The organism is Hymenobacter terrenus (genome assembly GCF_000972495.1).
In the GTDB taxonomy this organism is placed as follows: Bacteria; Bacteroidota; Bacteroidia; order Cytophagales; family Hymenobacteraceae; genus Hymenobacter; species Hymenobacter terrenus.
Window position 1 is genome coordinate 46,451 of record NZ_LATM01000002.1, and the last position, 23,317, is coordinate 69,767.

Annotated in this window: 20 protein-coding genes; 7 read left to right on the forward strand and 13 right to left on the reverse strand. The window is 58.5% G+C overall.

The features are described from left to right. Positions 1–636 carry a hypothetical protein gene (locus WX88_RS04760; protein WP_046243205.1) on the forward strand — a complete coding sequence of 212 codons (636 nt, stop codon included), beginning with the start codon at positions 1–3 and terminating at the stop codon, positions 634–636. Positions 637–971: 335 nt separating this feature from the next. After that, a complete protein-coding gene (locus WX88_RS04765) occupies positions 972–1,478 on the forward strand; it encodes a cupin domain-containing protein (RefSeq protein WP_046243506.1) in 507 nt (168 codons plus the stop codon). Positions 1,479–1,616: 138 nt separating this feature from the next. On the opposite strand, the gene WX88_RS04770 is transcribed toward WX88_RS04765, so the two are convergent. The 3 genes from WX88_RS04770 to WX88_RS04780 all read right to left on the reverse strand — a co-directional run bounded on the left by WX88_RS04770 (position 1,617) and on the right by WX88_RS04780 (position 4,516). Then, the gene (locus WX88_RS04770; protein ID WP_046243206.1) at positions 1,617–1,805 is read right to left on the reverse strand and encodes a hypothetical protein; all 189 of its coding nucleotides are present in this window, start codon (positions 1,803–1,805) and stop codon (positions 1,617–1,619) included. 29 nt (positions 1,806–1,834) lie between these two features. Further along, positions 1,835–4,036 (reverse strand): penicillin acylase family protein, encoded by a 2,202-nt coding sequence (locus WX88_RS04775; protein ID WP_046243207.1) that lies wholly within the window; start codon positions 4,034–4,036, stop codon positions 1,835–1,837. 132 nt (positions 4,037–4,168) lie between these two features. Then, complete coding sequence (locus WX88_RS04780; protein ID WP_046243208.1) at positions 4,169–4,516, reverse strand: HesB/IscA family protein; 348 nt, start codon at positions 4,514–4,516, stop codon at positions 4,169–4,171. Positions 4,517–4,773: 257 nt separating this feature from the next. On the opposite strand from WX88_RS04780, the gene WX88_RS04785 reads away from it, so the two are divergent. Both WX88_RS04785 and WX88_RS04790 read left to right on the forward strand, forming a co-directional pair. After that, positions 4,774–5,310: a DUF7935 family protein gene (locus tag WX88_RS04785; protein WP_046243209.1), complete on the forward strand. Its 537-nt coding sequence runs from the start codon at positions 4,774–4,776 to the stop codon at positions 5,308–5,310. Positions 5,311–5,353: 43 nt separating this feature from the next. Beyond that, entirely contained in the window at positions 5,354–5,884 is a 531-nt protein-coding gene (locus WX88_RS04790; RefSeq protein ID WP_197076675.1) for a 5' nucleotidase, NT5C type, read from the forward strand. A gap of 43 nt (positions 5,885–5,927) precedes the next feature. On the opposite strand, the gene bshA is transcribed toward WX88_RS04790, so the two are convergent. The 8 genes from bshA to WX88_RS04830 form a co-directional block, all read right to left on the reverse strand. After that, complete coding sequence (gene bshA, locus WX88_RS04795; protein WP_046243211.1) at positions 5,928–7,064, reverse strand: N-acetyl-alpha-D-glucosaminyl L-malate synthase BshA; 1,137 nt, start codon at positions 7,062–7,064, stop codon at positions 5,928–5,930. A 596-nt stretch (positions 7,065–7,660) separates the two neighbouring features. Beyond that, on the reverse strand, positions 7,661–8,080 hold the full coding sequence (locus WX88_RS04800; protein ID WP_046243212.1) for a hypothetical protein: 420 nt from the start codon (positions 8,078–8,080) through the stop codon (positions 7,661–7,663). Between the two features lie 100 nt (positions 8,081–8,180). Further along, entirely contained in the window at positions 8,181–8,762 is a 582-nt protein-coding gene (locus tag WX88_RS04805) for a helix-turn-helix domain-containing protein (RefSeq protein ID WP_046243213.1), read from the reverse strand. Positions 8,763–9,086: 324 nt separating this feature from the next. After that, positions 9,087–9,392, reverse strand: coding sequence for a hypothetical protein (locus tag WX88_RS04810; RefSeq protein WP_046243214.1), 306 nt, complete (start codon positions 9,390–9,392; stop codon positions 9,087–9,089). 304 nt (positions 9,393–9,696) lie between these two features. Beyond that, complete coding sequence (locus tag WX88_RS27235; protein ID WP_052732357.1) at positions 9,697–11,076, reverse strand: erythromycin esterase family protein; 1,380 nt, start codon at positions 11,074–11,076, stop codon at positions 9,697–9,699. Positions 11,077–11,157: 81 nt separating this feature from the next. Beyond that, positions 11,158–11,976, reverse strand: coding sequence for a DUF4097 family beta strand repeat-containing protein (locus WX88_RS04820; protein ID WP_156175946.1), 819 nt, complete (start codon positions 11,974–11,976; stop codon positions 11,158–11,160). Positions 11,977–11,985: 9 nt separating this feature from the next. Next, entirely contained in the window at positions 11,986–12,876 is an 891-nt protein-coding gene (locus WX88_RS04825; RefSeq protein WP_046243215.1) for a helix-turn-helix domain-containing protein, read from the reverse strand. Between the two features lie 220 nt (positions 12,877–13,096). Continuing rightward, positions 13,097–16,087 (reverse strand): glycoside hydrolase family 3 N-terminal domain-containing protein, encoded by a 2,991-nt coding sequence (locus WX88_RS04830; RefSeq protein WP_231590632.1) that lies wholly within the window; start codon positions 16,085–16,087, stop codon positions 13,097–13,099. 291 nt (positions 16,088–16,378) lie between these two features. Between WX88_RS04830 and mutL the strand changes: the two genes are divergently transcribed. The 3 genes from mutL (at position 16,379) to WX88_RS04845 (ending at position 20,249) form a co-directional block, all read left to right on the forward strand. Further along, the gene (gene mutL / locus WX88_RS04835) at positions 16,379–18,439 is read left to right on the forward strand and encodes a DNA mismatch repair endonuclease MutL (RefSeq protein WP_046243216.1); all 2,061 of its coding nucleotides are present in this window, start codon (positions 16,379–16,381) and stop codon (positions 18,437–18,439) included. Between the two features lie 41 nt (positions 18,440–18,480). Continuing rightward, positions 18,481–19,272 (forward strand): rhomboid family intramembrane serine protease, encoded by a 792-nt coding sequence (locus WX88_RS04840; protein WP_046243217.1) that lies wholly within the window; start codon positions 18,481–18,483, stop codon positions 19,270–19,272. Between the two features lie 65 nt (positions 19,273–19,337). Further along, complete coding sequence (locus WX88_RS04845; protein ID WP_046243218.1) at positions 19,338–20,249, forward strand: rhomboid family intramembrane serine protease; 912 nt, start codon at positions 19,338–19,340, stop codon at positions 20,247–20,249. A gap of 559 nt (positions 20,250–20,808) precedes the next feature. Here WX88_RS04845 and mdh read toward each other — a convergent pair. Both mdh and tilS read right to left on the reverse strand, forming a co-directional pair. After that, entirely contained in the window at positions 20,809–21,747 is a 939-nt protein-coding gene (gene mdh / locus WX88_RS04855) for a malate dehydrogenase (RefSeq protein WP_046243220.1), read from the reverse strand. Between the two features lie 113 nt (positions 21,748–21,860). Continuing rightward, positions 21,861–23,192, reverse strand: a complete 1,332-nt coding sequence (gene tilS / locus WX88_RS04860) for a tRNA lysidine(34) synthetase TilS (protein ID WP_046243221.1) — start codon at positions 23,190–23,192, stop codon at positions 21,861–21,863. Between the last annotated feature and the right edge of the window lie 125 nt (positions 23,193–23,317).

Consider the following 23,317-nt stretch of genomic DNA (forward strand, 5'->3'; position numbering starts at 1 on the left):
ATGATTTCTACTCAAGACTACAGCGCCCTACCCGACGCAGCCGCTTTGAAAAGTCTTTGCAAGGCGTTGGCCGTGCTCGACGCCATTAATTCGCAGGACTGGGAATACCGCTACTATTCCTACAACGCGGAGTGGGCCGAAGGCGAAGAAGTGCTCACAATGCGCGACGGTGAAGGGGACGAAATGCTGATTTTGTTCCGCCCCGAAGGCTGCGTGATAAATGGTTTCCTCCACGAATATGACCAGCCCGCCAAAGGGCAGGTAACGCGCGGGCTACCAGCGTATTTTGATGACTTCATGTTTGGGGAGCCTGTCAATTCTATTGGCACCACGTTCTGCCTGTGGTATACTGCCGAGCACGGCTGGCAAACCGGCGTGGTGGAAAGTGAGGACGACGGCTCGGAGGAACTACTTTATATTTTTGATGGCCAGCCCGAAACCTACGCGGAGTGGGCCGATGAGTATTATGGGGAGGATACCGACCGGTCGCCCATCAATGTAGGTGCCGTCGCTCAAATCTACCGGGGCGAGCCACTGACCAAGACTATGGTTTTAGCCATCGTGGATGAGCTGGAAGACTGGTCGCAGTTGGAGGAAGACTTACAGGCTATCGGTTATTCCTACAATTTCGGCTGACTGTCGGCAGTGCTTGACTAATCAATTGGCTTGGTATTTCAGTCAAGCAGAAGCAACAATGTGGCTGAGTGCCGCGCCCACCAAGTAAGCTGAGAAGTTTTACCGCAATTCCGAGTAGCAGAACGTGGAATTGTGACTGAATGGGAGACTCGAAAGTTCGAGATAGAAGCAGCTTTATGCAGCTAGAGAAACTCGAAATTTCGGCGTAACTCATCCATCATATGTAGTTGTAGCAAGCACTCTACTATGCGGTGAGCTGCCATTCAGAGCTGGCATTGGGCGGCTTGCTAAATTGCAGCCTCAAGCTTACTGAACAAACCTCTTACCGCGAATTCATGCCAGACAATAATTCTCAAAAACAAGCCCTCTTTCAACAAGTGGCCACGCAGCTCAAGGAGCAAGGCTTTACTATTGCCAAGGAAGACCCGACGCGGCCTTGGGGCGGCTTTTTCGTTATCGATGAAGACCAGGCCCAGCAATTTGCCGACACCTACTTCAATGGCCTGCCAGTGGACCAGTTGCGGATTTCCGGTAAGCTGAGCCCTAAGGTGTTGCTTGTAGCGCCGCATCAGCGGCTGTCGTGGCAGTACCACCACCGCCGCGCCGAAATCTGGCAAGTAGTGCAAGGCCCCGTGGGTGTAGCCACCAGCGACACCGATGAGCAGGGCGAGGTAAAAAGCTACCAGGTTGGCGAGCGTATCGTGCTCAAGCAGGGCGAACGGCACCGCTTAGTGGGCCTGAAAGACTGGGGCGTGCTAGCCGAAATCTGGCAGCACACCGATGCCAACCAGCCTTCGGATGAGGACGACATTGTGCGTGTGCAGGATGATTTCGGGCGCTAATCTCTTGATTGGTCTCTAAAAAGGCCCCGGTTTTATATAGATAGTGAAAAAGAAAAGCCTGCTCAAAAGCAGGCTTTTCTTTTACTTAAATAGCTTCAGAATCAGGGGGCGAAGCTCTAACGGAGCTTCGCCAGCAAATCAGTTGCCGGTGTCCTCTGGCTTCACCTTTTTCAATGCTTCGGCTAGTTCCTGCTGCAGTTGGGCGCCAGAATCGGCGGGTGTTTGCTCGCTGATATTGTACTGCTTTTGCAGGCGCTTCCACTCTTCAATTTCAATGAATACACCGGTGATATTGCCTTTGGCGTCGGAGAGATATTTGATGTCCATGTGGGAGAAGAAGGGGTGAGGTGGGATGATTATTCGCCCGGATGGTACGTCTTTTCGGCGTGCGCCTTTACATCCTCGGGGTAAAAACGGACCTCCTTGAAGCGGCCATTGCAAAATAAATCAGCTTGATCGGTGAAGTGCGGGGTGCCGGGCTGGCTACTCTGGCCGCCAGTGACCACGGAGCGGGCCGTGATGCGCGGCCCAAACTCTACCACGGCCACAAAACTGTTGCCCACGCTGCCGTAGCGCTTTTTGGTGCCTGGGTAGTTTCGGGCTCCAAAGGCCGCCAACGAACCCCAGGACGAAGACGTGAAGGCCACCGGCAGGCTGGGTTGCTGGTCGTCGTAGGCTTCCTCTATTTTGCCGGTCAGGCGCTGGTAGCGATTTATTTCGCCCCAGGGCATTTTCCAAGTGCCAAAGTCACGGGTGAGGTCGTCGAGAGCTTCGGTAAGGGTGATTATGCGTTCCTGAGTAGTTGCTTGCTTGATAGCATACTGGGTGAAGCTGATGTAGTCGAGCTGCGGCTGGGCCGATGGAATACGGGCCCGGGCTTTGGCCAGCAGGCGCTCGGCCCAGTATATGGCCACGGTTTGGGCCACGGAGGTTTTGCTGTAGCCGCGGTTCCAAGTGCGGAGCAGCTCAATGGCCTCGGTCATAGCGGGCGTCTGCGGGTTGGTCTTTTTCGCGGAATAGGTGCTGTAGGCGCTCAGCAGTGCCGGAATCAACTCATCGAATGCGGTGAGGTGCGGGTCATTAGCGGCCGCAATCAGGGTATCGAGCGTGAATATGGATTTGCTGTTCAGCACGCGCACAGCGTTGAGGCCCCGGTAGTTTTCGGCATCAGGCGCCATGTATTTGGGGTATTTGGCGGGCTCCGGGCTGCTGGCGCCCGCCGCGGTGAACGGCGTGGAATTGCAGTTCTGAATGAAGCCGCTGGCGGGGTTGTACACCTGCACCAGCTCACTCACTGGATGGAAGCCCTGCCATTCGGTGGCTGGGTCGCTGCCGTCCACGGGCTGGCTCCAGTCAAATTTGGCGTCACGCTTCGGCATGAAATTGCCATGCCAGTAGGCGATACTGCCCTTGGTATCGGCAAAAACCGTGTTATTACTGGCATTGCCGTTCAGCTTCATCACCTCCTGAAAGCTGGCGTAGTCGGCCGCCTTGGTGCGGAGGTAAGACTGCTGCAGCGCGTGAAGCGGGTCGTTCATCATGCGCACGGCCACCCACTGCCGGTCCGCCTTCTGCCCCACGATGGGGCCGTGATGCGTACGGTAAATCGTGAATTCCTTGCGCAGAATCTTATTGTTGACTTTGTAAGGCAGCAGCACTTTTTGCTTCTGTACAGGCCGCAGCTTCGAGCCGTACTTGTAGTAAAAGTTGCTGCCTTTCTGCTCAATGGTTTCGAGGTACTCGTCCATCGAGTCGGCATTACTGGAAGTGTGCATCCAGCCGCAATTCTCATTAAAGCCTTGGTATACAAAAAACTGACCCCAGGTGACGGCGCCGTAGGCATTCAGCCCCTGCTGGCTCACCATCTGCACTTCGGAACGGAAATAGAACGAGGTGTGCGGGTTGATGAGCAGTAGGGCGTGGCCGCTGCTGCTTTTGGCGGGCGCAATGGCAAAGCCGTTGGAGCCAACGGGTTCGCGGTCTTTCTTCTCGATGTCCGTGTCTATCCACGAGCTGGACTTCTTCTGACTGTAAAACGCCTTCAGCCGCTCTATCGAAACCCCGTTGATATTGCCGCCAATACTGCCTTCGCTGAACATCAGCGGCATCCAGGGTCGGAAGCGGCGCAGCAGTCGGGGCTTCACCGTGGGGTGGGTGGCGAGGTAGTAGTTGGTGCCATCAGCGAAGGCGTTAAGCAGCTTCTTGAGGTCGGGCGGGCTCTTTTTGTAGATGCTCAGCGCCTGCGTGCTATCCATAAAGAGGCGGGCCCGCAGGTCGTGGTAGAGGGCGGTTTCGCCCTGTACTTCGGCCAGGCGGCCGATGGCGTCGAGGTAGTTCATTTCGACGCGGTCGAAATCATCCTCGCACTGCGTGTAGAGCAGGCCGAATACCGCGTCGGCATCGGTCTTGCCATAGATGTGCGGCACGCCCCAGGTATCTCGCACGATGGTAACTTGTTTGGCCTGCTGCTGCCAGCGGCTCAACTCCGCGGAGCTGAATTTTTGCGCCTGGGCCGTGACGGCCATCAGCAATACAAGTAGTAAAAATAATGGGCGCATTGAGCAGAAAATACGTGAAACCGACGGCGCGAAAGTAAACGAAAAAGCCCCGGCCAGCTGGCCAGGGCTTCACTCAATAACAGAATCAGGTCTCAGCAAGCTGTACGTCTGCTTCGCGAAAACAGCTGATTATTAGGCTGAGAACGAGGAACCGCAGCCGCAGGTGCTCTTGGCCTGGGGGTTGTTGAAAACAAAGCCGCGGGCATTGAGACCATCCTGGAAGTCGACTTCCATGCCGAGCACGTACATGGCGTGCTTCTTATCCATGATGAGCTTTAGGCCGTCGAGGTCGTAGGTTTCATCAGCATCCTTGGCCTTATCGAAGCCGAGCAGGTAGCTCATCCCCGAGCAGCCGCCGCCCTGCACGCCAATCCGCAGGCCGTAATCAGCGGGCACGTTTTTTTCCTGAATAATATTTTTCACCTCAACCAGAGCACGGTCGGTGAGGCTAATGGGAGCGAGGGTGGCAACAGCAGCCATAACGAAAGATGATTTAAAGACAGGTGGATTACAAAGATACGGCCGCAGGCGGAGTAGCCGCATCGTCGCACTGGGAGAGAAACAGCAGTTGGGGGCCGGCGGTTCACGGCGTAAGTTTGCGCCGCTCCCACCAGGCACCGCCTTGGTAAGTACAGTGCTTATAATTCTTCTCCACCGGCATCGTTGGATTTCTCGCAACCCGCGACGTCGTCAGCTGGTAGTATGATAATTCGCCAAGCCGCCTGGTATTCTAAATTATGGATTCGACCACCTATTTCTTCGACCTGCTCAAGATTATTCTGCCGGCCCTCATCGTCGCCGGCGCCATTTTCCTCTTATTCCGCCAGTTTCTGGAAAAGGAGCAGCAGCGCCGCCTCATCGAGCTACGCTTGGAAAGCAATAAGTCCACGCTGCCCCTGCGTTTGCAAGCCTACGAACGCATCGTTCTATTTCTGGAGCGCATTTCGCCCAATAATATTCTTGTCCGCCTGAGCAGCGCGGGCTCCACCGCGCCCGAGTTTCACCGCCTGCTCCAACAGGAAATCCGGGCTGAATATGAGCACAACCTCTCGCAGCAGCTCTACATCTCCGCCGATGCCTGGACGACGGTTAAAGAAGCCAAGGAAAACGTGCTGACGATGGTCAACCGTGCTTTCCACGGCCTGCCGAACCCCGCCCAGTCGCGCGGCACCGAGCTAGCCAAGCGCATTCTGGAAGGCCTGATGATGGACGGGGCCGAGCCGACGGCGCAGGCGTTGGCCGTGGTGAAAAATGAGGCCGCCGGACTGTTTTAACGCTCAGCCGCAAACCGGAAATAACAGGTTAGTTATGGATGTTGTGAATAAGAAACGTCTGGCTGTGGATATGGATGAGGTAATTGCCGACGCCATCTCCCGGTTTCAGGAATGGTATGGCCGTGATTTTCAACTAGAGCTGACCCGGGAAGCTATGCATGGAAAGCGCTTGGTCGACGCGGTAGCGCCGGAGCACCAAGCCGCCCTGCGCGCTTACCCAAGCACAGAAGGTTTTTTTCGCGACTTGCCCGTCATCAAGGACAGTCAAGAGGTGCTAGCAGAATTGGCGCAGCGCTACGAGCTGTTCATCACCACCGCCGCGATGGAGTTTCCCGGTTCTTTTCTCGACAAATACAACTGGCTACAGCAGCATTTCCCGTTTATCTCGTGGCGCAACTTCGTGTTTTGCGGCGACAAAAGCATTCTGAACGCCGATTACCTCATCGACGACAACGCTTACAATTTTGATGGTTTTCGGGGCGAAGGGTTGTTATTCGACGCACCCCACAATGTGCACGAAACCCGCTTCCGCCGGGTACACAACTGGCGCGAAGTAGCGGATATCCTACTGTAAACTGTATTTGGTGCGAATTGAGGTGGTGCTAACGCTGTGTAGGTTATACTGTTACTCTCACCGCATCAATTGCCCGCTGGTAACACTCTTCGTACAGTGGTACAATCTTCTCAATGGCAAACTCCTCGGCGCGCGTCCGAGCGGCTGCTTTGAAGCGCGGTAGGTTCTCGTCTGCCAGCACGTAGAGGGCATTTTTGACCATATCGGGCACGTCGCCGATTTCGCTGATGGTGCCCGTCACGCCGTGCACGTTCAATTCCGGGATGCCCCCGGCGTTAGTACTTATCACGGGCACCTCGCAGGCCATGGCTTCGAGCGCGGCGAGGCCGAAGCTTTCATTTTCGGAAGGCATCAGGAACAAGTCACTCACGCTGAGTACTTCCTCCACAGCTTCGAGCTTGCCCAGGAAGCGCAGGTCGCGGTGCACGTCGAGGTCGCGGGCCAGCTTTTCCATGCGGTTCCGGTCGGGGCCGTCGCCCACCAGCAGTAGCTTGGCCGGAATCTGCTCCCGGACGCCCACGAAAATGCGCAACACGTCTTCCACGCGCTTCACGGTGCGGAAGTTGCTGGTGTGCACCAGCAATTTTTCGCCATCGGGGGCAATGGCCGCGCGGAAATGGCTCTTTTGCTGCTTCTTAAAGCGCTGCAAATCGATGAAGTTGGGGATGACTGTAATATCCTTCTCTACAGCGAAATACTCGTAGGTTTCGCGCCGCAAATCCGCCGAAACCGACGTCACACCGTCGCTCTGATTGATGCTGAACGTGACGACTGGCTCAAAGCTGGCGTCCTTGCCCACGAGGGTGATGTCCGTGCCGTGCAAGGTGGTTACCACCGGAATATGGATGCCACGCGTCCGCAGAATCTGCTTGGCCATGAAGGCAGCCGAGGCGTGCGGGATGGCATAGTGCACGTGCAACACGTCCAGTTTCTCGTTTTGCACGATGTCGACCATCTTGCTGGTCAGCGCCAGCTCGTAGGGCGGAAATTGGAAAAGCGGGTACGCTGGCACGTAAACCTCGTGGTAGAAGAGATTTTCGTTGAAAAAATCAAGCCGCACCGGCTGGCTGTAGGTAATGAAGTGCACGCGGTGGCCGCGCTGGGCCAGGGCTTTGCCCAACTCCGTGGCTACTACGCCCGAGCCGCCAAAAGTGGGATAACAGACGATACCAATGTTCATAGAGAAATGCGTTTGCGCTTAGCCAACCGCAAAGCCGTAGGTTTGTTGCAATGACGGATGAGCCGGCCAAATGGTGCACGGCGCGTAGCTTCAGGCATTCCGGCCGAAGACATCATGCCACTCAGGGTCCGTCATACGTGTGCTGCTCGCATTTAGAGCAGCCACGCCCAAGCCCAGCACAATTGTCACCTACGCCCAAAGGCGAGTCGTTGATATACTTAACTGGTAAAGCCATTAAAAGGAGCATTTACTCAGACTTCCGAATACCTGCTGGGAAGGCGGCGATAGAAAAGCGGCCGCCTAAAACGAAGCCGGTTTTTTGCGTCTGGGTTGGGTCGGTTGTCATCGTCTGAGAGGTAATAGGTCCAATCGGCCACTGCTGATACAGGCAGCAGACTATCAGTCAATATGACAGAAGCGGTTGGTCTTGTATGCGTTGCCTACCTGCACGTTGAACTGGCGGCGCTGCCCCGGCGACGCTAGCTACTCCTTCGCCTTTCCCGTCGCCGGAGGCAAAATAGGGCGTACCGGCGCCCAAAAAAACGTTCGGCCCGTGGGGGCCGAACGTGTTGGAATAGCGGTGAACCGACGCACGGCTACAGGGTGGGTTTGCGGGCGGCGATGAGGGGCAGCAGGGCGTCGGCGTCGGCAATGCGGCGCTCGGCCTGGTTGCGTTCGATGAGGCGGCGGGCGCGGTCATCACCACCCTGGGTAAGGGCCTGCTGGCGCAGGGTGAGCAGGCGTGACTCCTGGTCGTTGATGTCGCGCTCGGCCCGCAGGCGGCGCTTGACGTCGGCAATGCTGGGAAGCGCGGCCTGGTCGGCGGCGATGCTCGTCGTTAGGTCCGCGATTTCGGTGGCGCGGGCCGGGGCCGGGGCGTAGTTGTTGAGCGACTGCGTGGCGCTGCTTTGCAGGAAGATGGCCGCCGCCCGGTCGGCAGTCAAGTAGGCGGTCAGGTCGTCACACTCGGCAGGGGTAGCCAGCTCGGCCACAATTTCTTCGTAGGTAGTAGGCATGCGATAAGAGCGGGGCCAATGGTGAAGCCCCGAGGCTAATGTAGGGCCCGGGCGCCAAACTTCCCAGGGCGCGTTGCCCCTAGGCGCTTGTAGCCGGCAGCTACCCGCTGCCCGCCGTTTCCAGGGCCGCTTCCAGAACCGCGACTTCGGCCAGCAGGCCGGCGTGGCGGGCATCGCGGAGGACGGCAGCGGCCGCTGCCGGGCCGCTGGGTGCTAGGCGGGCCTCGCTCAGCAGCAGGGCCCATTGCCCGGCCTGTAGCGCCGCGCGGCCCGGCGGCAGTGGGTAGCGGACGGCGGCGGCGGCCAGACTGGCGGGCACGGCGGCGGCGGCAGCCAGGCGGCGGGCGGCGGCGGCCGGCTGCGCGGCCGCCCGCTGCCGCCCGGGGGGCACGGGCCGGGCCAGTGCAGCCAGCGCGTGGCGGCAGGCGGCCAGCCGGGTCCGCAACGGGCCGGGGTCGGGGACGGGCGGCGGGGCGGGCTCAGGAGCTTCGGGCACGAGGGCGGCCAACGCGTCGAGCCGGGCCGCCGCCCCGCCCCGTAGCGGCAGCTGGCCAGCCTCGTCGCGGGCTACGGTGGCTTGGTGGCAGCCCAGCAGCCGGGCCAGCGCCTGCTGGCTAAGGCCGAAGTGGGCGCGGACGGTTTCGGTGAGGCCGTGGCGGGGGCGCGGGGCAAAGGCAGGCATGGGGCCAAAAGTAAGGCGCCGAGGGTCGGCTTGTGCATAACGTGGCCTGCATAATGTACTGTTATGCAGGCCACGTTATGCACAAGCCGACCCTCGGCGGCTCTGCCCACCCTACGCTTCGCCCCTCAAGGCGCGGAATCCAGTGAGGCCAGGGACCAGGGGCAGCGCCATTCTTCCCGGGCTTCGGCCGCATTGCGGAACTGGTACGGAGCTTAAACGAGCAGTTGGGTGAGCTGCAAAAGCGCCTGCTTGAGCCGGGGAGGCCAAAAGGGGGTGTTGGCGGCGGGTGTTCGGCCAGTAGCCCCGCGCCGATGGGGGAGGGAACTAGGTTTTTCTGGTCATGCTATGCAGCATCTCCCTACTAAAGGAGCCCACCCATTCGGCGAAGTCGGCGGCGGAGAGGTGTTCGGCCATGTAGTCTTCCAGCAGTACGCGGCGGCGCTCGGTGACGTAGTGCCGAAAGACACCGGCGTAGGGTTCGGCCGACCAGTTGGCCCGAGGCCCCAGCGCCCGCAGCTTTTCGAGGTGGGCCGGGGCCACGTCGCGCAGGGTAGGCAGCCAGTCATTCAGCGCGTCTACCGTGGGCACCAGGTGCTCCACGAAGTCGATGTATGCTTGTCGGGTTCTCACAACTCCGCTGGCACTGGCCGAAAGCCAGGGTACTGCTGGCGAAAACAATCTTTCCAGTCCTCGTTGAGCACCTTGGTGCGGACCTCTACGAGCAGTGGTTGGGTCATGGCCTTCACCGACAAGTACGCCTTACCAAGTTAACTCGTAAGATGGTTTCCTCCCTACTGCCCCACACTTTTTGATGCTCTCCACTGCTACTGCCCCCCTTTGGATCGACGAGAAAAGATTATTTGTTTTTACCGCTTGCTATCAGTTATACCTACCAAGATAGGATAGGAATCAGAGGCGCTTGCTAGATGGTTAGTCAGCGGGCCGACGTTACGGGCAACGGAACTGCCCGGTGAGTTGTGTCCACAAAAATTAGCGCATCATAGCTGTTTGTCAGTCTAATTTGCTCAAAGCTGCGAGGAGCGGAAGGGGACATGCCGCCGCCGTACTGATGGGCCTTTTGAGGGCTGGTCAGCCATTGTCGTACCGCTTCGGGCTGCTTGTTCCGTTGGTCTAAGACTACAAAATAGAGTGGTATGCGCACCTGGGCCAACGTATGGGCTAAAGTGCCCGCCGGAGCCGCATTCAGCGTAAGTTTTTGTAGGCTAGGCCGGTTTCCTGGAGTGAGAAAATTTATCTGGAAATCCCCCTGGTTGAACTCGAAACCAATGATGTAACAGTCCTTGGGGTACGCTTTTCGCAGGTTCGTCCCGAGCCGTCTGGGAGTGGGTGACCCTTCGGGTATGAAAGGAGGACGGTACGTACTGTCGCTGTTTACGTGGCTGTTGTGCGCCCATAACAAAGCTTTGCTGCGCGGCCCCTGTTGCTCGAGCATCCAGCGCACATTCTCGAGCATGCCCAGGTCCCGCGCTTGCTCCTGCGCTCCCTGATTGGGCAGGAAGGCGTTCGTATAAGCCCGCAAGATGCCTTTCATCGTTTGCTCGGCGATTTCCCACTCCTCCCGTGAGGAGCGCGCCGTGTAAGAAACTCGGTTGCGCTGCAAGGTATCAAGCACCGCCTGTAGGCGCGGTTGCACCACGTCGCGGTTACGCCGGGCTTCCTGCTTCTGCTGCTCCTGCTCGCTGCGCAGTTTCTTAACCTGACTATTAACCAGCGTATCCAGTTGCTGGCAATAGGCTACGTAAGCGGGGTTCACCCGGCGGAAATACGTTTGTAACTCGGGGAAGCCCTCCGATATTGCCCCCTGTGGGTCGAAGCCCAAGAACGAGAGCTTATGCTGGTGTTTGGAATCTAGGTTGTAGGCCCGCATCCACTGCACCAGGTCCAACACCTCCTCCGTCTCCCAGCACCAATACATGGTATGTATGATAGCCACCGGGTCGCCGGTGCCGTTGCGGATGTACTCATTTAGTTTCACTCCCTCCGTGAACGGTGCTTCCATCCCAAACACCGTGAAACCTTTGTGTTGAACTAAGTATTCGAACACGCGGTGCTTCATGCGAAAGAAGTCGCGCGTGCCATGCGTAGCTTCTCCCATAGCCACAATGCGGCACTGCCCAATCGCCTTGCCGACGGGTGCCAAGTCTTGGTTGGCCGTGCCGGGTTCCACTGTGCGCAAAGGCTTGGCTTGCTTCTTCAGCCAGTTGACCACCGCAGTGGTGTCTTGTGCCTGTAGCGACAGGCTCAGAAACAGCAGGAGCCCAAGGAGCCCTGTAGTGCGTGATGAGAGCTTCATGGAAGGGTATGAGAAGAAAATCAGCCGCTTCGCAGCGACTGGCAGTGGCTGTTGGTTCGGGCTATCTGATTGCTTTGAGAGTTACTTCCGTCGGCGAAAAAACACGTCGCCCTCGTTCGACTCCAGGCGCACGGCGGGACCGCCACCTTGCAGGGTGCCCCGCAAAATGAAAGCAGACGAAGAGGCTGGTTTACGCGGCACTACCTCCGCCAGGGCGTGGTCGTTGTGCACCTGCCCTTTGAAAGTGCGTAGCGTGACGGTGGCCGCTTGTGCCGGGGCCCAATCCACGCTAACAAAACCTTGGATAGACTTGGCCTGCACCGAACCCGTCAGCCCGGTCGCCGTGATATTACCCCTGATAGTGCGCACTTGCAAGGCGGCCGTAGCAGGCACCGTTATTTCGTAGTTGATATCGCTGCACAGCGTGTAGCTTACTTCCTTTTCAGTCCCGCCGCAACACAGCGTGGTAGCCGGAGTCCCGGCCGGACAATCGGCAGCTTGGCCGTTGCGAATCAAGTTCTCGTCGTAACGCGTCGTTAGTCGAACCTCCTCGGCCGTGTGTTCTACCAGGACTTGCAGCGCCTCGTTGAGCTTGCCTTGGTTGATTTGAACCGTCGCGCGAAGCGTTATTTCCTGTCCCCGTCCCGGACGAATCGTAATGTTGCTGGCCGGCCGCAAGTTAAGTACGACCCGTTGGCCGGGCGCGAGTGGTTCTTTTCTCTCAATAACTTTTTGCCCTAGTGCTACCGGAGCAGTGCCACCGATAAGGCTTACCAGCAGCAGCAGTAGCAGAAGGGGCTTCAGATAGCGACCCGGCCGAGAAACATTCCTTGTGGGCACCCACCTCTTCCGGGAGGGGAAATCCGGGTGGCTGTCAGGAGTGTTGATTAATAAAGTCATGCCACAAACCTAGGCATTATTGCAGGTTTGCCCTTGTACATCGGGGACATGACTACCTTTTTTTACGTGTATAAAGAAAGGGCTGTTGCTAGCGTAAGCCGCTTTACTCAACAGGTGTTGAGGAGCGTCTCCGGTAAGCTTTTTCACTTCTTTGCTGAAGTGGGCTTGGTCGTAAAAGTGAGCTTCGTAGGCAGCTTGCGTCAGGGTTAGGCTTCTATCTTGAAGTTTCTCTAAAGCGTTGCGAAACCGGGCAATCCGCTTGAATCCGGTTGGGGAGCACCCCAAATGCTTCTGAAACAGTCGAAAAAGGGTCTTTCGGTTGCACCCTAACAGGTGCTCTAGTTCGCCCACGTCATGGGAGGCTTCCTCGGCAGTCAGCAACGCCACTGCCCGTTCGACCAGCGGCTCCTGAACAGGAGAATAGCGAGACAGTAAAAATTGGTCGAGCTTACTGACGAGCAGTTCGTCATCCTGTTCTCCTAGCAAGTTCTGGAGGAGACCGGAAAACTGCTCCCAACCGAAAAAACGTTGGAAGGGGCGCTTGGCCATCGTGCCGAACGGGACGTTGACAAACTGACTTATCCCTAGGGGCTTGAAGACAATGGTAACGTTACTAAAGCAGCCGTCTACGGTACAGTGGTAGGGCTGAAGAGACCGGCCAATGATACCGACTTGTATTTCCGAATCCGTGGTATCGGTGTAGCGAATATGGCGCCCACTAGCTCGGATACTTGTTTTGCTGTAAAAGAAGAGCGGGGTGTTGATGTGGGGATAGGCCAAATAGAATTCGTTCAGGCAGTACTTATCCGGATTAAACAAATAGTAATAGGCGACGTAGTTCCTAATTACCTCATGAGCGGGATAAAGAGCTTTGATTTCCACTGTGAGCAGGCTGATCATGGCTTCTTCCGGACTTGGCCAGTGTCGCCAAAAGTGATGGATTTGAACAGACTCACCTTGCCTTTTTAGAAGGTTGCTAGGGTGTGCCACAGTCTAAGAAGCTGTTTGCGGTAGCAAAAAGTCTTTGGAACAGTGGAGAAATACCCTGTTTTAGCTAACCCCAACGACTGCTCAAAGAGTTGTGTAGATGGCAGTCGGTTTAGTACAGAAGGATGCTTTGCTACTTTCGCGCCGCCAGCGACTTATAAATCACCTCCTGAATCCGGGTGCGGATGTTGTATTGCCGCAGCTTATTGTTCCCGGCATCGGGGTACACGCGGTTGGAGAGGAAGATGTAGAGAATCTGATTATCAGGGTCCATCCACACGCAGGTGCCGGTGAAGCCCGTGTGGCCGAAGGTGCTGGCCGGCGCGAGGTTGCTGGTGGGGCCTTCGGGCTTGCTGGGGTCGCCGTGGTCCCAGCCCAGGCCGCGGCGGCTGCCAACCGTTTGGGGCCGGGCAAATTCCGTAACTACCGGCGACTGGAAGTAACGGGTGCCGCCGTAGTTGCCGTTTTGCAGGTTCATCTGCATCAGCACGGCCAGGTCGTTGGCCGTGGCGAATAGGCCGGCGTGGCCACCGACGCCACCGACGAGGGCGGCGGTTTGGTCGTGTACGGTGCCTTGCAGCTGCTCGCGGCGGTAGTAAGTATCCTTTTCGGTGGGCGCGATGCAGCTTTTAGGAAAGCGCTGCAAGGGATTGTAGGTCATGCTGCCCAGCCCGAGCGGGCCGTAGAAAGTAGCCTGCAAAAAGCCCTCAATCGGCTGCTTGAGAATCTTTTCGCAAACCCGCTTCATCACAATGAAGCTCAGGTCGGAATACTCAGTGGGGTACTTGCCCTTGATTTTTGGGAGCAAGCTGGAGCGCATGGTCCAGGCCCACACCGAGTCATCAGCAGCCTTGGTGCTGTACTCGCCGGGCGCCACCTCGTTGGGGAAAGCATCGGAGCGGATGCTGGCGTAAAAGGTCGGTTTGAGGCCGTTGCTATTAATGGTGCGCTCCCAGGTCGGGATGCCTGGCTTGAGGCCGGCCTGGTGCAAGAGCACGTCCCGGATGGTCATGTCGCGCTTGTTGGTACGGGCCAGTTCGGGCAGGTAGGTGGCAACTTTCGCTTCGAGGTTAAGCTTGCCCTGGTCCTTGAGGTACATTACGGCTTGCAGCGTGCCCGCCACTTTCGTCACGGAGGCCAGGTCGTATAACGTGCTGCTCGTCACGGGTTGCGACTGGTCATAGGTGCAGTAGCCGTAGCTTTGGTCGAATACCACGGTCCCATTTTTAGCCACCAAAACCTGGCACCCGGGCGCGGCAGCGTAGGTCTGGCTTTCGAGGGCAATGTTGTCAATCTGAGCCAGCACGCGGGAGTTTAGCCCCTGGCTTTCGGGCGTGGCATAGTGCAGGCGGCGTAGGTCGGCCGTGGCAATGCCGGTATTAATTTTCAGGGTAGGCGATACCGTGACGGGCAGTTTCCCCCGCGCCGGTAGAGCTCCAAATAGTACCTGCGGTACCACCAGCTGTGCCGCGTAGTGGTCCTCGTAGCCGCACACCAGCGTGCGGGCGGCTTCCAGGTATTTCATGCCGTAGGCGTTGCCCATGGCTACCACCACCGTTTTGAAGCTGCTGTTTGCCTGAAGCTGCTTGATGAATTTCAGCGCCCCATCGCCGATGCCATAGTTGTGGCTGGGGGTATTGTTCATGTTGTGCAAGCTCACTACCACCACGTTGTAGCCTTGCAGGCGGGTGGCAATGCGGGCAAACGTGCTGTCGTCGGCGTAGCGGTTGGGCACGGCGTACACCGGGCCGGGCTGATACTTATTGAAAATAGTGGCGTACGGTCCCTCCGCCTGCGTACCAATGGTGATGGCCGCAATCCGGAGCGTATCAAGCCGCTGAAAGGGGAGGAGCTTGTCGTCGTTTTTAACTACCGTCACGGCGTGCTCAAAAATGTTCTGAGCCAGCAGTTTGGAGCCAGGTAAGTTTAGGCTGTCGTGCAGCGTAGCAAGGTTGGTAGGCCGGTATTTCGCCAGCCCGGCCCAGTACTTGGCCCGCAAAATCTTCTTGACGCGCAGGTCCAAATCTTCCTGCTTGAGCTTGCCCGCCGTCACGGCTTCCTGAATGCGCAGCAGCGCGGCCGGTACGTCCTCCGAGAACAGTAGCACATCGTTGCCGGCGGCCAGCGCCATAGCATCGAGTTCACCATCCTTGTAAAGCTTGCTCACGCTCTTCATATTGAGTGCATCGGTGAATACCAGGCCTTTGAAGCCCATCTTATCCTTCAGCAGGTCCGTTACCAGCGCACGCGACAGGGTCGTGGTTTTGGCATCGGTCGTGTCGAAGAGTGGCATGTAGAGGTGGGCCACCATTACGCCCATCACCCCAGCTTCAAACGACTGTTGGAAGGGCACCAAATCCACTTTTGTGAGGCGGGCCAGGTCGGTATTGATAACCGGCAGGGCCACGTGCGAATCAGTATCCGTGTCACCATGGCCGGGAAAGTGCTTAGCCACGGCCATGATATTGTTATCCTGCAAGCCCTTGATATACTGTACGCCGAGCCTGCCCACCCGCTCCTGGTCTTCACCAAACGAGCGGTTACCAATCACCGGGTTGCCGGGGTTGGAGTTCACGTCGATTACCGGCGCAAAGTCGATGTGTACGCCCAGGGCCCGCATTTTGCGGGCAATGTCGCGCGCCATCTGGTACACATATTTGGGGTCGTCCATGGCGCCCAGCGTCATCTGCTTGGCGAAGTGGGCCGAGGAGTCGAGGCGCATGTCGAGGCCCCACTCGGCGTCCATGGCAATGAGCAGCGGTACTTTGGCGGCAGCCTGCAAGCGGTTGGTCATCAGAGCTTGCCGCTTGGGGCCGCCCTGCAAAAACATGACCCCGCCGATGCTCTGGTTGCGCACTAGCCGCTCGATGCGGTCGACGTGGCTGCGGTCTTTATTGGAATATGCAGCCACCATAAACAGCTGGCCCAGGCGCTGTTGAGGCGTGAGCGAATTGAAGACGCTATCGACCCAGGCCATCTCGGTAGGAGAGGCGGGCAGCGGGTCGGCGGGCAGTTTTTTTATTTCGGAAAACGACAGCAACAATCCCGCTGCTAGCAACAATGCCGCAATGCTAAGCTGGAAAGGGATGCGCATCAGCCCCGTCGGGTTGGTGGGTTGGTTCAAGAGGCAAACGGACCGCGGGGGCCGTACTTTTGTCGTGGGTAGCAGCGGAACCCGCCGGCTAGGTTTGGAGGTTCCAAATACAAGCCGGTTGCGGCGCGAAATGATTATGGTAATTGCCATAAAATTTCATGCTGGAATTCCGCTATTTAGCCGCGAAGGTACGCAAAAAACCCTGTCACGGGTTTACAACGCGACTGGGTTACGGTTATTGTAGCGCACGCTTCCACTTGTAGCCGTGCCGGTTAGCTCACCCGATTTCCTTGGCGCAAGCTCAAGCATGCGTTACTTTCTATGCCTGATATCATTCAACTGCTTCCCGAATACCTCGCCAACCAAATTGCGGCCGGCGAAGTGGTGCAGCGTCCTGCCTCGGTGGTGAAAGAGCTGCTGGAAAACGCCGTCGATGCCGGAGCTACCCAGGTTCAACTTATTGTAAAAGAGGCCGGCAAGCAGCTCGTGCAGGTAGTGGACAACGGCGCCGGCATGTCGCCCACCGATGCCCGCATGAGCTTGGAGCGTCACGCTACCAGCAAAATCCGCTCGACCGAAGACCTGTTCCGCATTCGCACCCTCGGCTTCCGGGGCGAGGCGCTGGCCAGCATCGCGGCCGTGGCTCAGGTTGAAATTCGCACCAAGCAGCGCGAACACGATACCGGCACCTTGCTGCTCGTGGAAGGCTCGCAGGTAACCAGCCAGCAGCCCACCGCCTGCCCCGACGGCACCAGTATTTCGGTCAAGAACCTGTTCTTCAACGTGCCGGCGCGGCGCAACTTTCTCAAGAGCAATGCCGTGGAAATGCGGCACATCCTCGACGAGTTTCAGCACGTGGCGCTGGCCAATCCGCAGATTGCCTTTTCGCTGTACCAAAACGAGCTGGAAGTATTCGGCCTGCCGGCCGGCAAGCTGAGCCAGCGCATCGTGGCGCTGCTAGGCAATGGCTACAAGGAACAGCTGGCCGCCTGCGAGGAAGTAACGCACTCCATTTCGGTGCGCGGCTTCGTGGGCAAGCCCGAGTCTTCCAAGAAAAGCCGGGGCGACCAGTTCTTCTTTGTCAACAACCGCTTCATTCGCTCGGCCTACCTCAACCACGCCGTGCTGGCGGCCTACGAGGGCCTTCTGGCGCGCGACACTCACCCGTTCTACGTGCTGTTTTTGGAACTGGACCCGAAGGCCATCGACATCAATGTGCACCCCACCAAGACGGAAATAAAGTTTGAGGACGAGAAAACCGTCTACGCCGTGGTGCGCGCGGCTGTAAAGCAAAGTCTGGGTATCCACAATATCGCGCCGTCGTTGGATTTCGACGGCGATGTGAACTTTGCGCCCATCCGTCCGCTGCGGGCCGGTAAGGGCACCGGCGGGGTACCCACGGAGGCCAACGACCACCTGCCCGCCGCCACCTCGGCTGCCCGGGCGGCCGACTCCGATGGCCACCGCCCCGATGCCTTAGCGGCGGCTGCGCGGGTGCCCGCGGGTCCGTCAGGCTTCCCCAATTTTAACGCCGACACCCGCCGCGATGGCTACGAGCGCCAGCTCCCGCCCCGCCCAACCGAGCAGGCCCGCCGTGAGCTGGAGGCATTTTACCGCGAGCTGGGCCAGCCCGTGCGCGATGAATCGACGCTTGACAATGACCCAGCCCGCCGCTCCGCCGCCCCAGCCATTGGCGAGCCGGAGATGGCTCGCTCCGGCAGCCCGACCACCGGCTCCGGCGATTTCTCTTTGGGTTTGGCCAGCCCCGAGCCTCAGGCGGCCCGGCCCGCATCGGCCCGGGAGAGTGGCGGGGGAGTTAGCCGGGCCGTGCAGGTGCAGCAGCGCTTCGTGCTGGTGCCCGTGAAGTCGGGCGTGCTGCTCATCGACCAGGAAGCGGCCCGCGAGCGGATTCTGTATGAGCAGTATCGGCAGGAGTTGAGCCGGGCCGTGGGGAGCTCGCAAACCCTGCTTTTTCCCCGCACCGTCACGTTCAATCCCAAGGATTTCGCCGTGCTGCGCGAACTTACCGAGCCGCTGCACGCGCTGGGGTTCATCTTCACCGAGTTCGGCCCCAATACCATTGCCGTCGAAGCCATCCCGGCCGGCATGCCCCCGCAGGACGAAAAGGACCTTCTGGAAAGCCTGATTGAGCAATTCCGGACCACGGCCGGCCCCCTTAAGCTCGACCAAAGCGAAAGCCTGGCCCGCGCCCTGGCCCGCCGCGTAGCCGCGAGCACGTCCGCTACCCGCCTGCCCGAAGCCGAGCTCAACGCCCTGGCCGACCGTCTCTTCGCCTGCCAAACCCCCGGCTACACCCCCGATGGCCGCAAAACCCTGGTGCTGCTCGACGGCCAGCAACTGGCCGATTTCTTCCGTAAGTAAGCCTTGGCCGCGAAGCTCCCGCGGCGCTCTAAATTCGCTTCATGTTTAATCTCACCCCTACCGTTCGCAACCTGCTTATTGTGAACGTTGTGTTTTTTTTGGCCCAAACCAGCCTGCTTCCCCTCATTACGCAAGTCGGTAGTCTTTACCCGATTGGTTCGCCGTATTTCTACCCGTGGCAGTTCTTCACCTACATGTTTCTGCACGGTGGCTGGGGGCACCTTATCTCCAATATGTTTGGCCTGATTTCATTTGGGCCGCTGCTGGAGCAGCGGTGGGGAGCCTCGCGGTTTCTCACGTTTTGGCTGATTTGCGGGGTCGGGGCCGGGCTGCTCTATGAAGGGGTGCGGGCCTATGAGATGAACAAGATGGAGCAGGCCCGGCAAGAGTTTCACCGCTCGCCCAGCGGGGCGGATTTTGCTAATTTCTTCCGTGATTATTTCCCCGAAGCAACGGGCTATGAGACGCTGGCTGGCGCCTTGCAGCGCAATCCGCAAAACCAGGAGTACATCAACGCCGCTACCAGCGCCGTGGATGGCGTAGTGAGCGAAGTGCACAACGCACGTAACGGCATGTTGGGGGCGTCCGGGGCTTTGTTCGGCATCCTCTTCGCCTTCGCCTATCTGTTCCCGAACACCGAACTCATGTTGTTATTTTTCCCGTTTCCAATCAAAGCCAAGTATTTTGTGTTTCTCTATGCGGCCTATGAACTCTATTCAGGCGTTCACCGCACGCCCGGCGACAACGTGGCCCACTTCGCCCACCTCGGTGGGCTGCTGATTGGGTTTATCGTGCTCAAGTTCTGGGAGAGCGGCCGGGAAAGGTTTTACTAAGTAATAATGAATCATTAATTCACCGGCTGGTCCGGAAAATTCGCTGAATCCGTTTAATCCCTGCTATGAGCATTGTTCAAGATATCCGCACTGCTTTCAGTCGCCGCGATAATGCCCTCATTCAGCTCATCTTGCTGAATGTGCTGGTATTCGCAGGCCTCATTGTCTTGCGCGCCATTCTCACCATCAGCAGCGCCAGTGGCTATTACCCGCCCGTGCTGCGGCAGTTCGAGTTGTCCTCGGCCCTGCCCGTCCTCCTCCGGCATCCCTGGACGGTGCTGACCTACGCCTTCACCCACGAAGGCTTCTTTCATATCCTATTCAACCTGCTGAATCTTTATTGGTTCGGGCAGTTGGTACGTGAGTACCTGGGCGACCGTCGCCTCGTGAGCATCTACATACTGGGTGCGCTGGCCGGGGCCACAGTTTTCCTCCTGAGCTACAACCTGGTGCCCGTGTTTCAGCCCGCCGTGGGTTCGCCAATGATTGGGGCGTCGGCCGCCGTCACGGCCATCATCGTGGCCGGCGCCACGCTGCTGCCCGACTACACGTTCATGCTCATTCTCATCGGTCCCGTCAAAATCAAGTGGATTGCGGCCGTGGTAGTGCTTATTTCCCTGGCCGGCGTCAACGGTGGCAATCCCGGCGGTGAAATTGCTCACCTGGGTGGCGCCCTGCTCGGTTTCGTGTTCATCAAGCAGCTGCAAGCTGGCCGCGACCTCGGCCGCCCCATACAAGCCGTGGGCAATTGGTTCAGCAACCTGTTCAGCAGCCGGCCGGCCATGCGCGTAAGCAGCACCAGCCGCCGCCCCGAGCCGGTAGCCGCCACGTCTTCGAGCAGCGGCAAAAAACCAGCCATGGCCAACCAGCCGCTGCAAGACGAAATCGACAACATCCTCGACAAAATCTCGCGCTCGGGCTACGAGAGCCTTTCCAAGGAAGAAAAACAGAAGCTCTTCCGCGCTAGCCAGCAGTAAGTACTCTCCCTCTTACAGCCTATCGCACCGCGCATCAGTAGCGCGAACGTTATAGTTCGCGTGCCAGAACGAGCTACTGATGAGGAGAGCCGGTTTAGCAGCCGCCGGCCTCTCTCTCGGAGAGGAGGCCAGGAACGAGGCGACCCGCTACTTCCCTATGCACCCCGCAAACCCATTGTAACACCCCGCGAACTTACCTATGGGGCCTGCGAACCCGCACATGCACCCCGTAAACTGCTGCATGGACTCCGCAAATCCGCCCGTGTAGACCGCAAACTGCTTCACGTGGGCAGCAAATCGCCACATGGTACCCGCAAATCGTTTCATGTAGGCAGCAAATCGCCACATGGTACCCGCGAACCGCTTCATGTAGGCTGCACAGGCTCATACACGCTGCACAGACCCAAACACGATGTTTCAGCCGAAACACCATGTTTCTGCCAAAACACGCTGCGTAGCCCCACCCCGGCCCATCCCCATGCAAAAGGGCCGCCCCGCCACTGCGGAACGGCCCTCACGCCGCAGCCTCTAAGGCTGCTTCAACTACTAAACCAAGCGCTTACGCCGTCTGGCCCAGTTTATCCAGCGCATCCATCACCTCTTTCACGTGGCCGCGCGAGGTTTCCAGCAAGGCTTTCTCCTCGTCGTTGAGCTGCAGCTCAATCACGCGCTCCACGCCGTTTTTGCCCAGTATAACCGGGGCGCCGAGGTACACACCGTTGATGCCATACTCCCCTTGCAGCTCGATGCACACGGGGAACACGCGGCGCTGGTCGCGCACGATGGCCTCCACCATTTGGGCCGCCGCCGCGCCCGGCGCGTACCAAGCCGAGGTACCCATGAGCTTCACCAGCTCGCCGCCACCCTGGGCGGTGCGCTGCACAATGGCGTCCAGCTCAGCTTTGCCAATAAGCTCGGTAACGGGAATGCCGCCTACGGTAGTGTAGCGGGGCAGCGGCACCATAGTGTCGCCGTGGCCGCCCATCAGCACGGCCTGAATGTCTTTGGGGCTCACGTTCAACGCCTCGGCCAGGAAGGCGCGGTAGCGGGCCGTGTCCAGAATGCCGGCCATGCCGAACACCTTTTCGCGGGGCAGCTTGGCGGTAAGGTGAGCTTGGTAAGTCATCACATCGAGCGGGTTGCTCACCACGATGATGATGGCGTTGGGGGAGTGGGCCACCACTTGCTCCGTCACCGATTTCACGATGCCGGCGTTCACCGAAATCAGGTCGTCGCGGCTCATGCCGGGCTTGCGGGGCAGGCCCGAGGTGATGACCACTACATCGGAGCCCGCCGTGCGGGCGTAGTCGTTGGTGACGCCCACGGTGCGCGAATCGTAGCCAATAATCGGGGCTTTCTGCCAAATATCGAGCGATTTGCCTTCAGCAATACCTTCCTTGATGTCAACCAGAACAATTTCGTTGGCAATTTCACGAGTGGCGAGCACGTCGGCACAGGTTGCGCCTACGTTGCCGGCTCCGACTACGGTAACTTTCATTGGGATGGGGTTAAAATGGAGTAGGGATGGCCGCAAAAGTAACGCCCACGCCGTAACTCCAACCTCTCTGATTGGAGAATTTAGCGCCTAATCTTCCTGCCGTCGGCCGGGCATCAGAGCCGCTGCACGGTCAGCACCCGCACGGTTTCCTCGCTCACCTTAAACCGGTCGTCCACCCGCCAGCCCACCACCCAGCAAATCTTGCCGTCGGCCGAGGTCAGCACGCGCACATCGTCTTTGAGGTTGAGCGGCACTTTCTGATCGATGAGGAAGTCGCTGAGCAGCTTTTTACCCTTCATGCCCAGCGGCATAAACCAGTCGCCTTCCTGCCAGCGGCGCAGCGTGAGCGGAAATTTCAGCTTGTCGGCATCGAGTGCGGCCGTGCTCTTCGAGCGCGGAATGATGAAGTGCCGGGCATCATCGTGCAGCTCAGCTTTGAGGCGCATCCCATCGGCCAGCAAATCAGTCTGGCCCGCCGCCAGCTGAAACGTACCGAACTGCGTGAGCCGCCGCGGCGTGATAACCAAGTTCTCCCGGTCCTTCACCAAGCGGTGCGTGGGCGAGTCAAAGCGCCGGCCCGACTCGCCGGGGAAAGCGGCCACGATGTCCTTTACCACCAGCCAGGAAAAGCCGAACGGGCGCAGGATTTCGTGCAGCACCAGGGCGGTGGCCGTCGTTTTTTGCAGGGTGGCAATGTTGAGGTAGGTTACTTCGGCTTCGTCGCGGCGAGCCTGGACGGCAGTGTCGGCCACGTAGCGGCGCACAATTTCCTCGGCGCCGCCCACCCGCTCGGCGGTGCCGTGCATGGTCTGGTCGAGGTTAGGATTGATTTCGCGCAGCACCGGCAGCACCTCGTGGCGCAGCAGGTTGCGTTGGTACACGGGGCTATCGTTGCTGTCGTCTTCGCGCCACTTCAGGCCGCGCTCTACCAGGTAGTCGTGCAGGTCGTCGCGGCCCAGGCCCAGCAGCGGGCGCACCACGTAGCCATTTTTCACCTGAATGCCGTGCAGGCCGGCCAGCCCAGTGCCGTGGGTGAGGTTCAGAATCATTGTTTCGGCCTCGTCGCGCTGGTGATGAGCCGTGGCAATGTAGGCCAGGTCCTGCGCCGCCCGCACCTGCTCAAACCACCGGTAGCGCAGGAGGCGGGCAGCCATTTGGGTCGAAATGCCTTCCTGCTCCGCAAAGGCGTTGGTCTGGAAAAACTCGGCGAAATAGGGGCGGCCGTACTGCTTAGCCAGCTTGCGCACAAACTGCTCATCGGCATCGGCATCTTCGCCGCGCAGCCCAAAATGGCAGTGCGCCACCGCCACTTGAACCCCCAGGCGGTGCAAAATGTCTAACAATACCACCGAATCAAGCCCGCCGCTGACGGCCACCAGCAATGGGTCGTTTTCAATGGAGAATAGGGAATGTTCTTCGATAAATTGGCGAACAGTATCGAGCATAATAAAAGGGGGTATCAGGCACCTCACCTAAAAGCGAAGAGCGTAACGAACAGAATTGAAGAGGGTAAAAGTGGAGCGGTAAAAGATAAAACAGTCTGCCTTTCAACTCTTCACTAATAACCTCA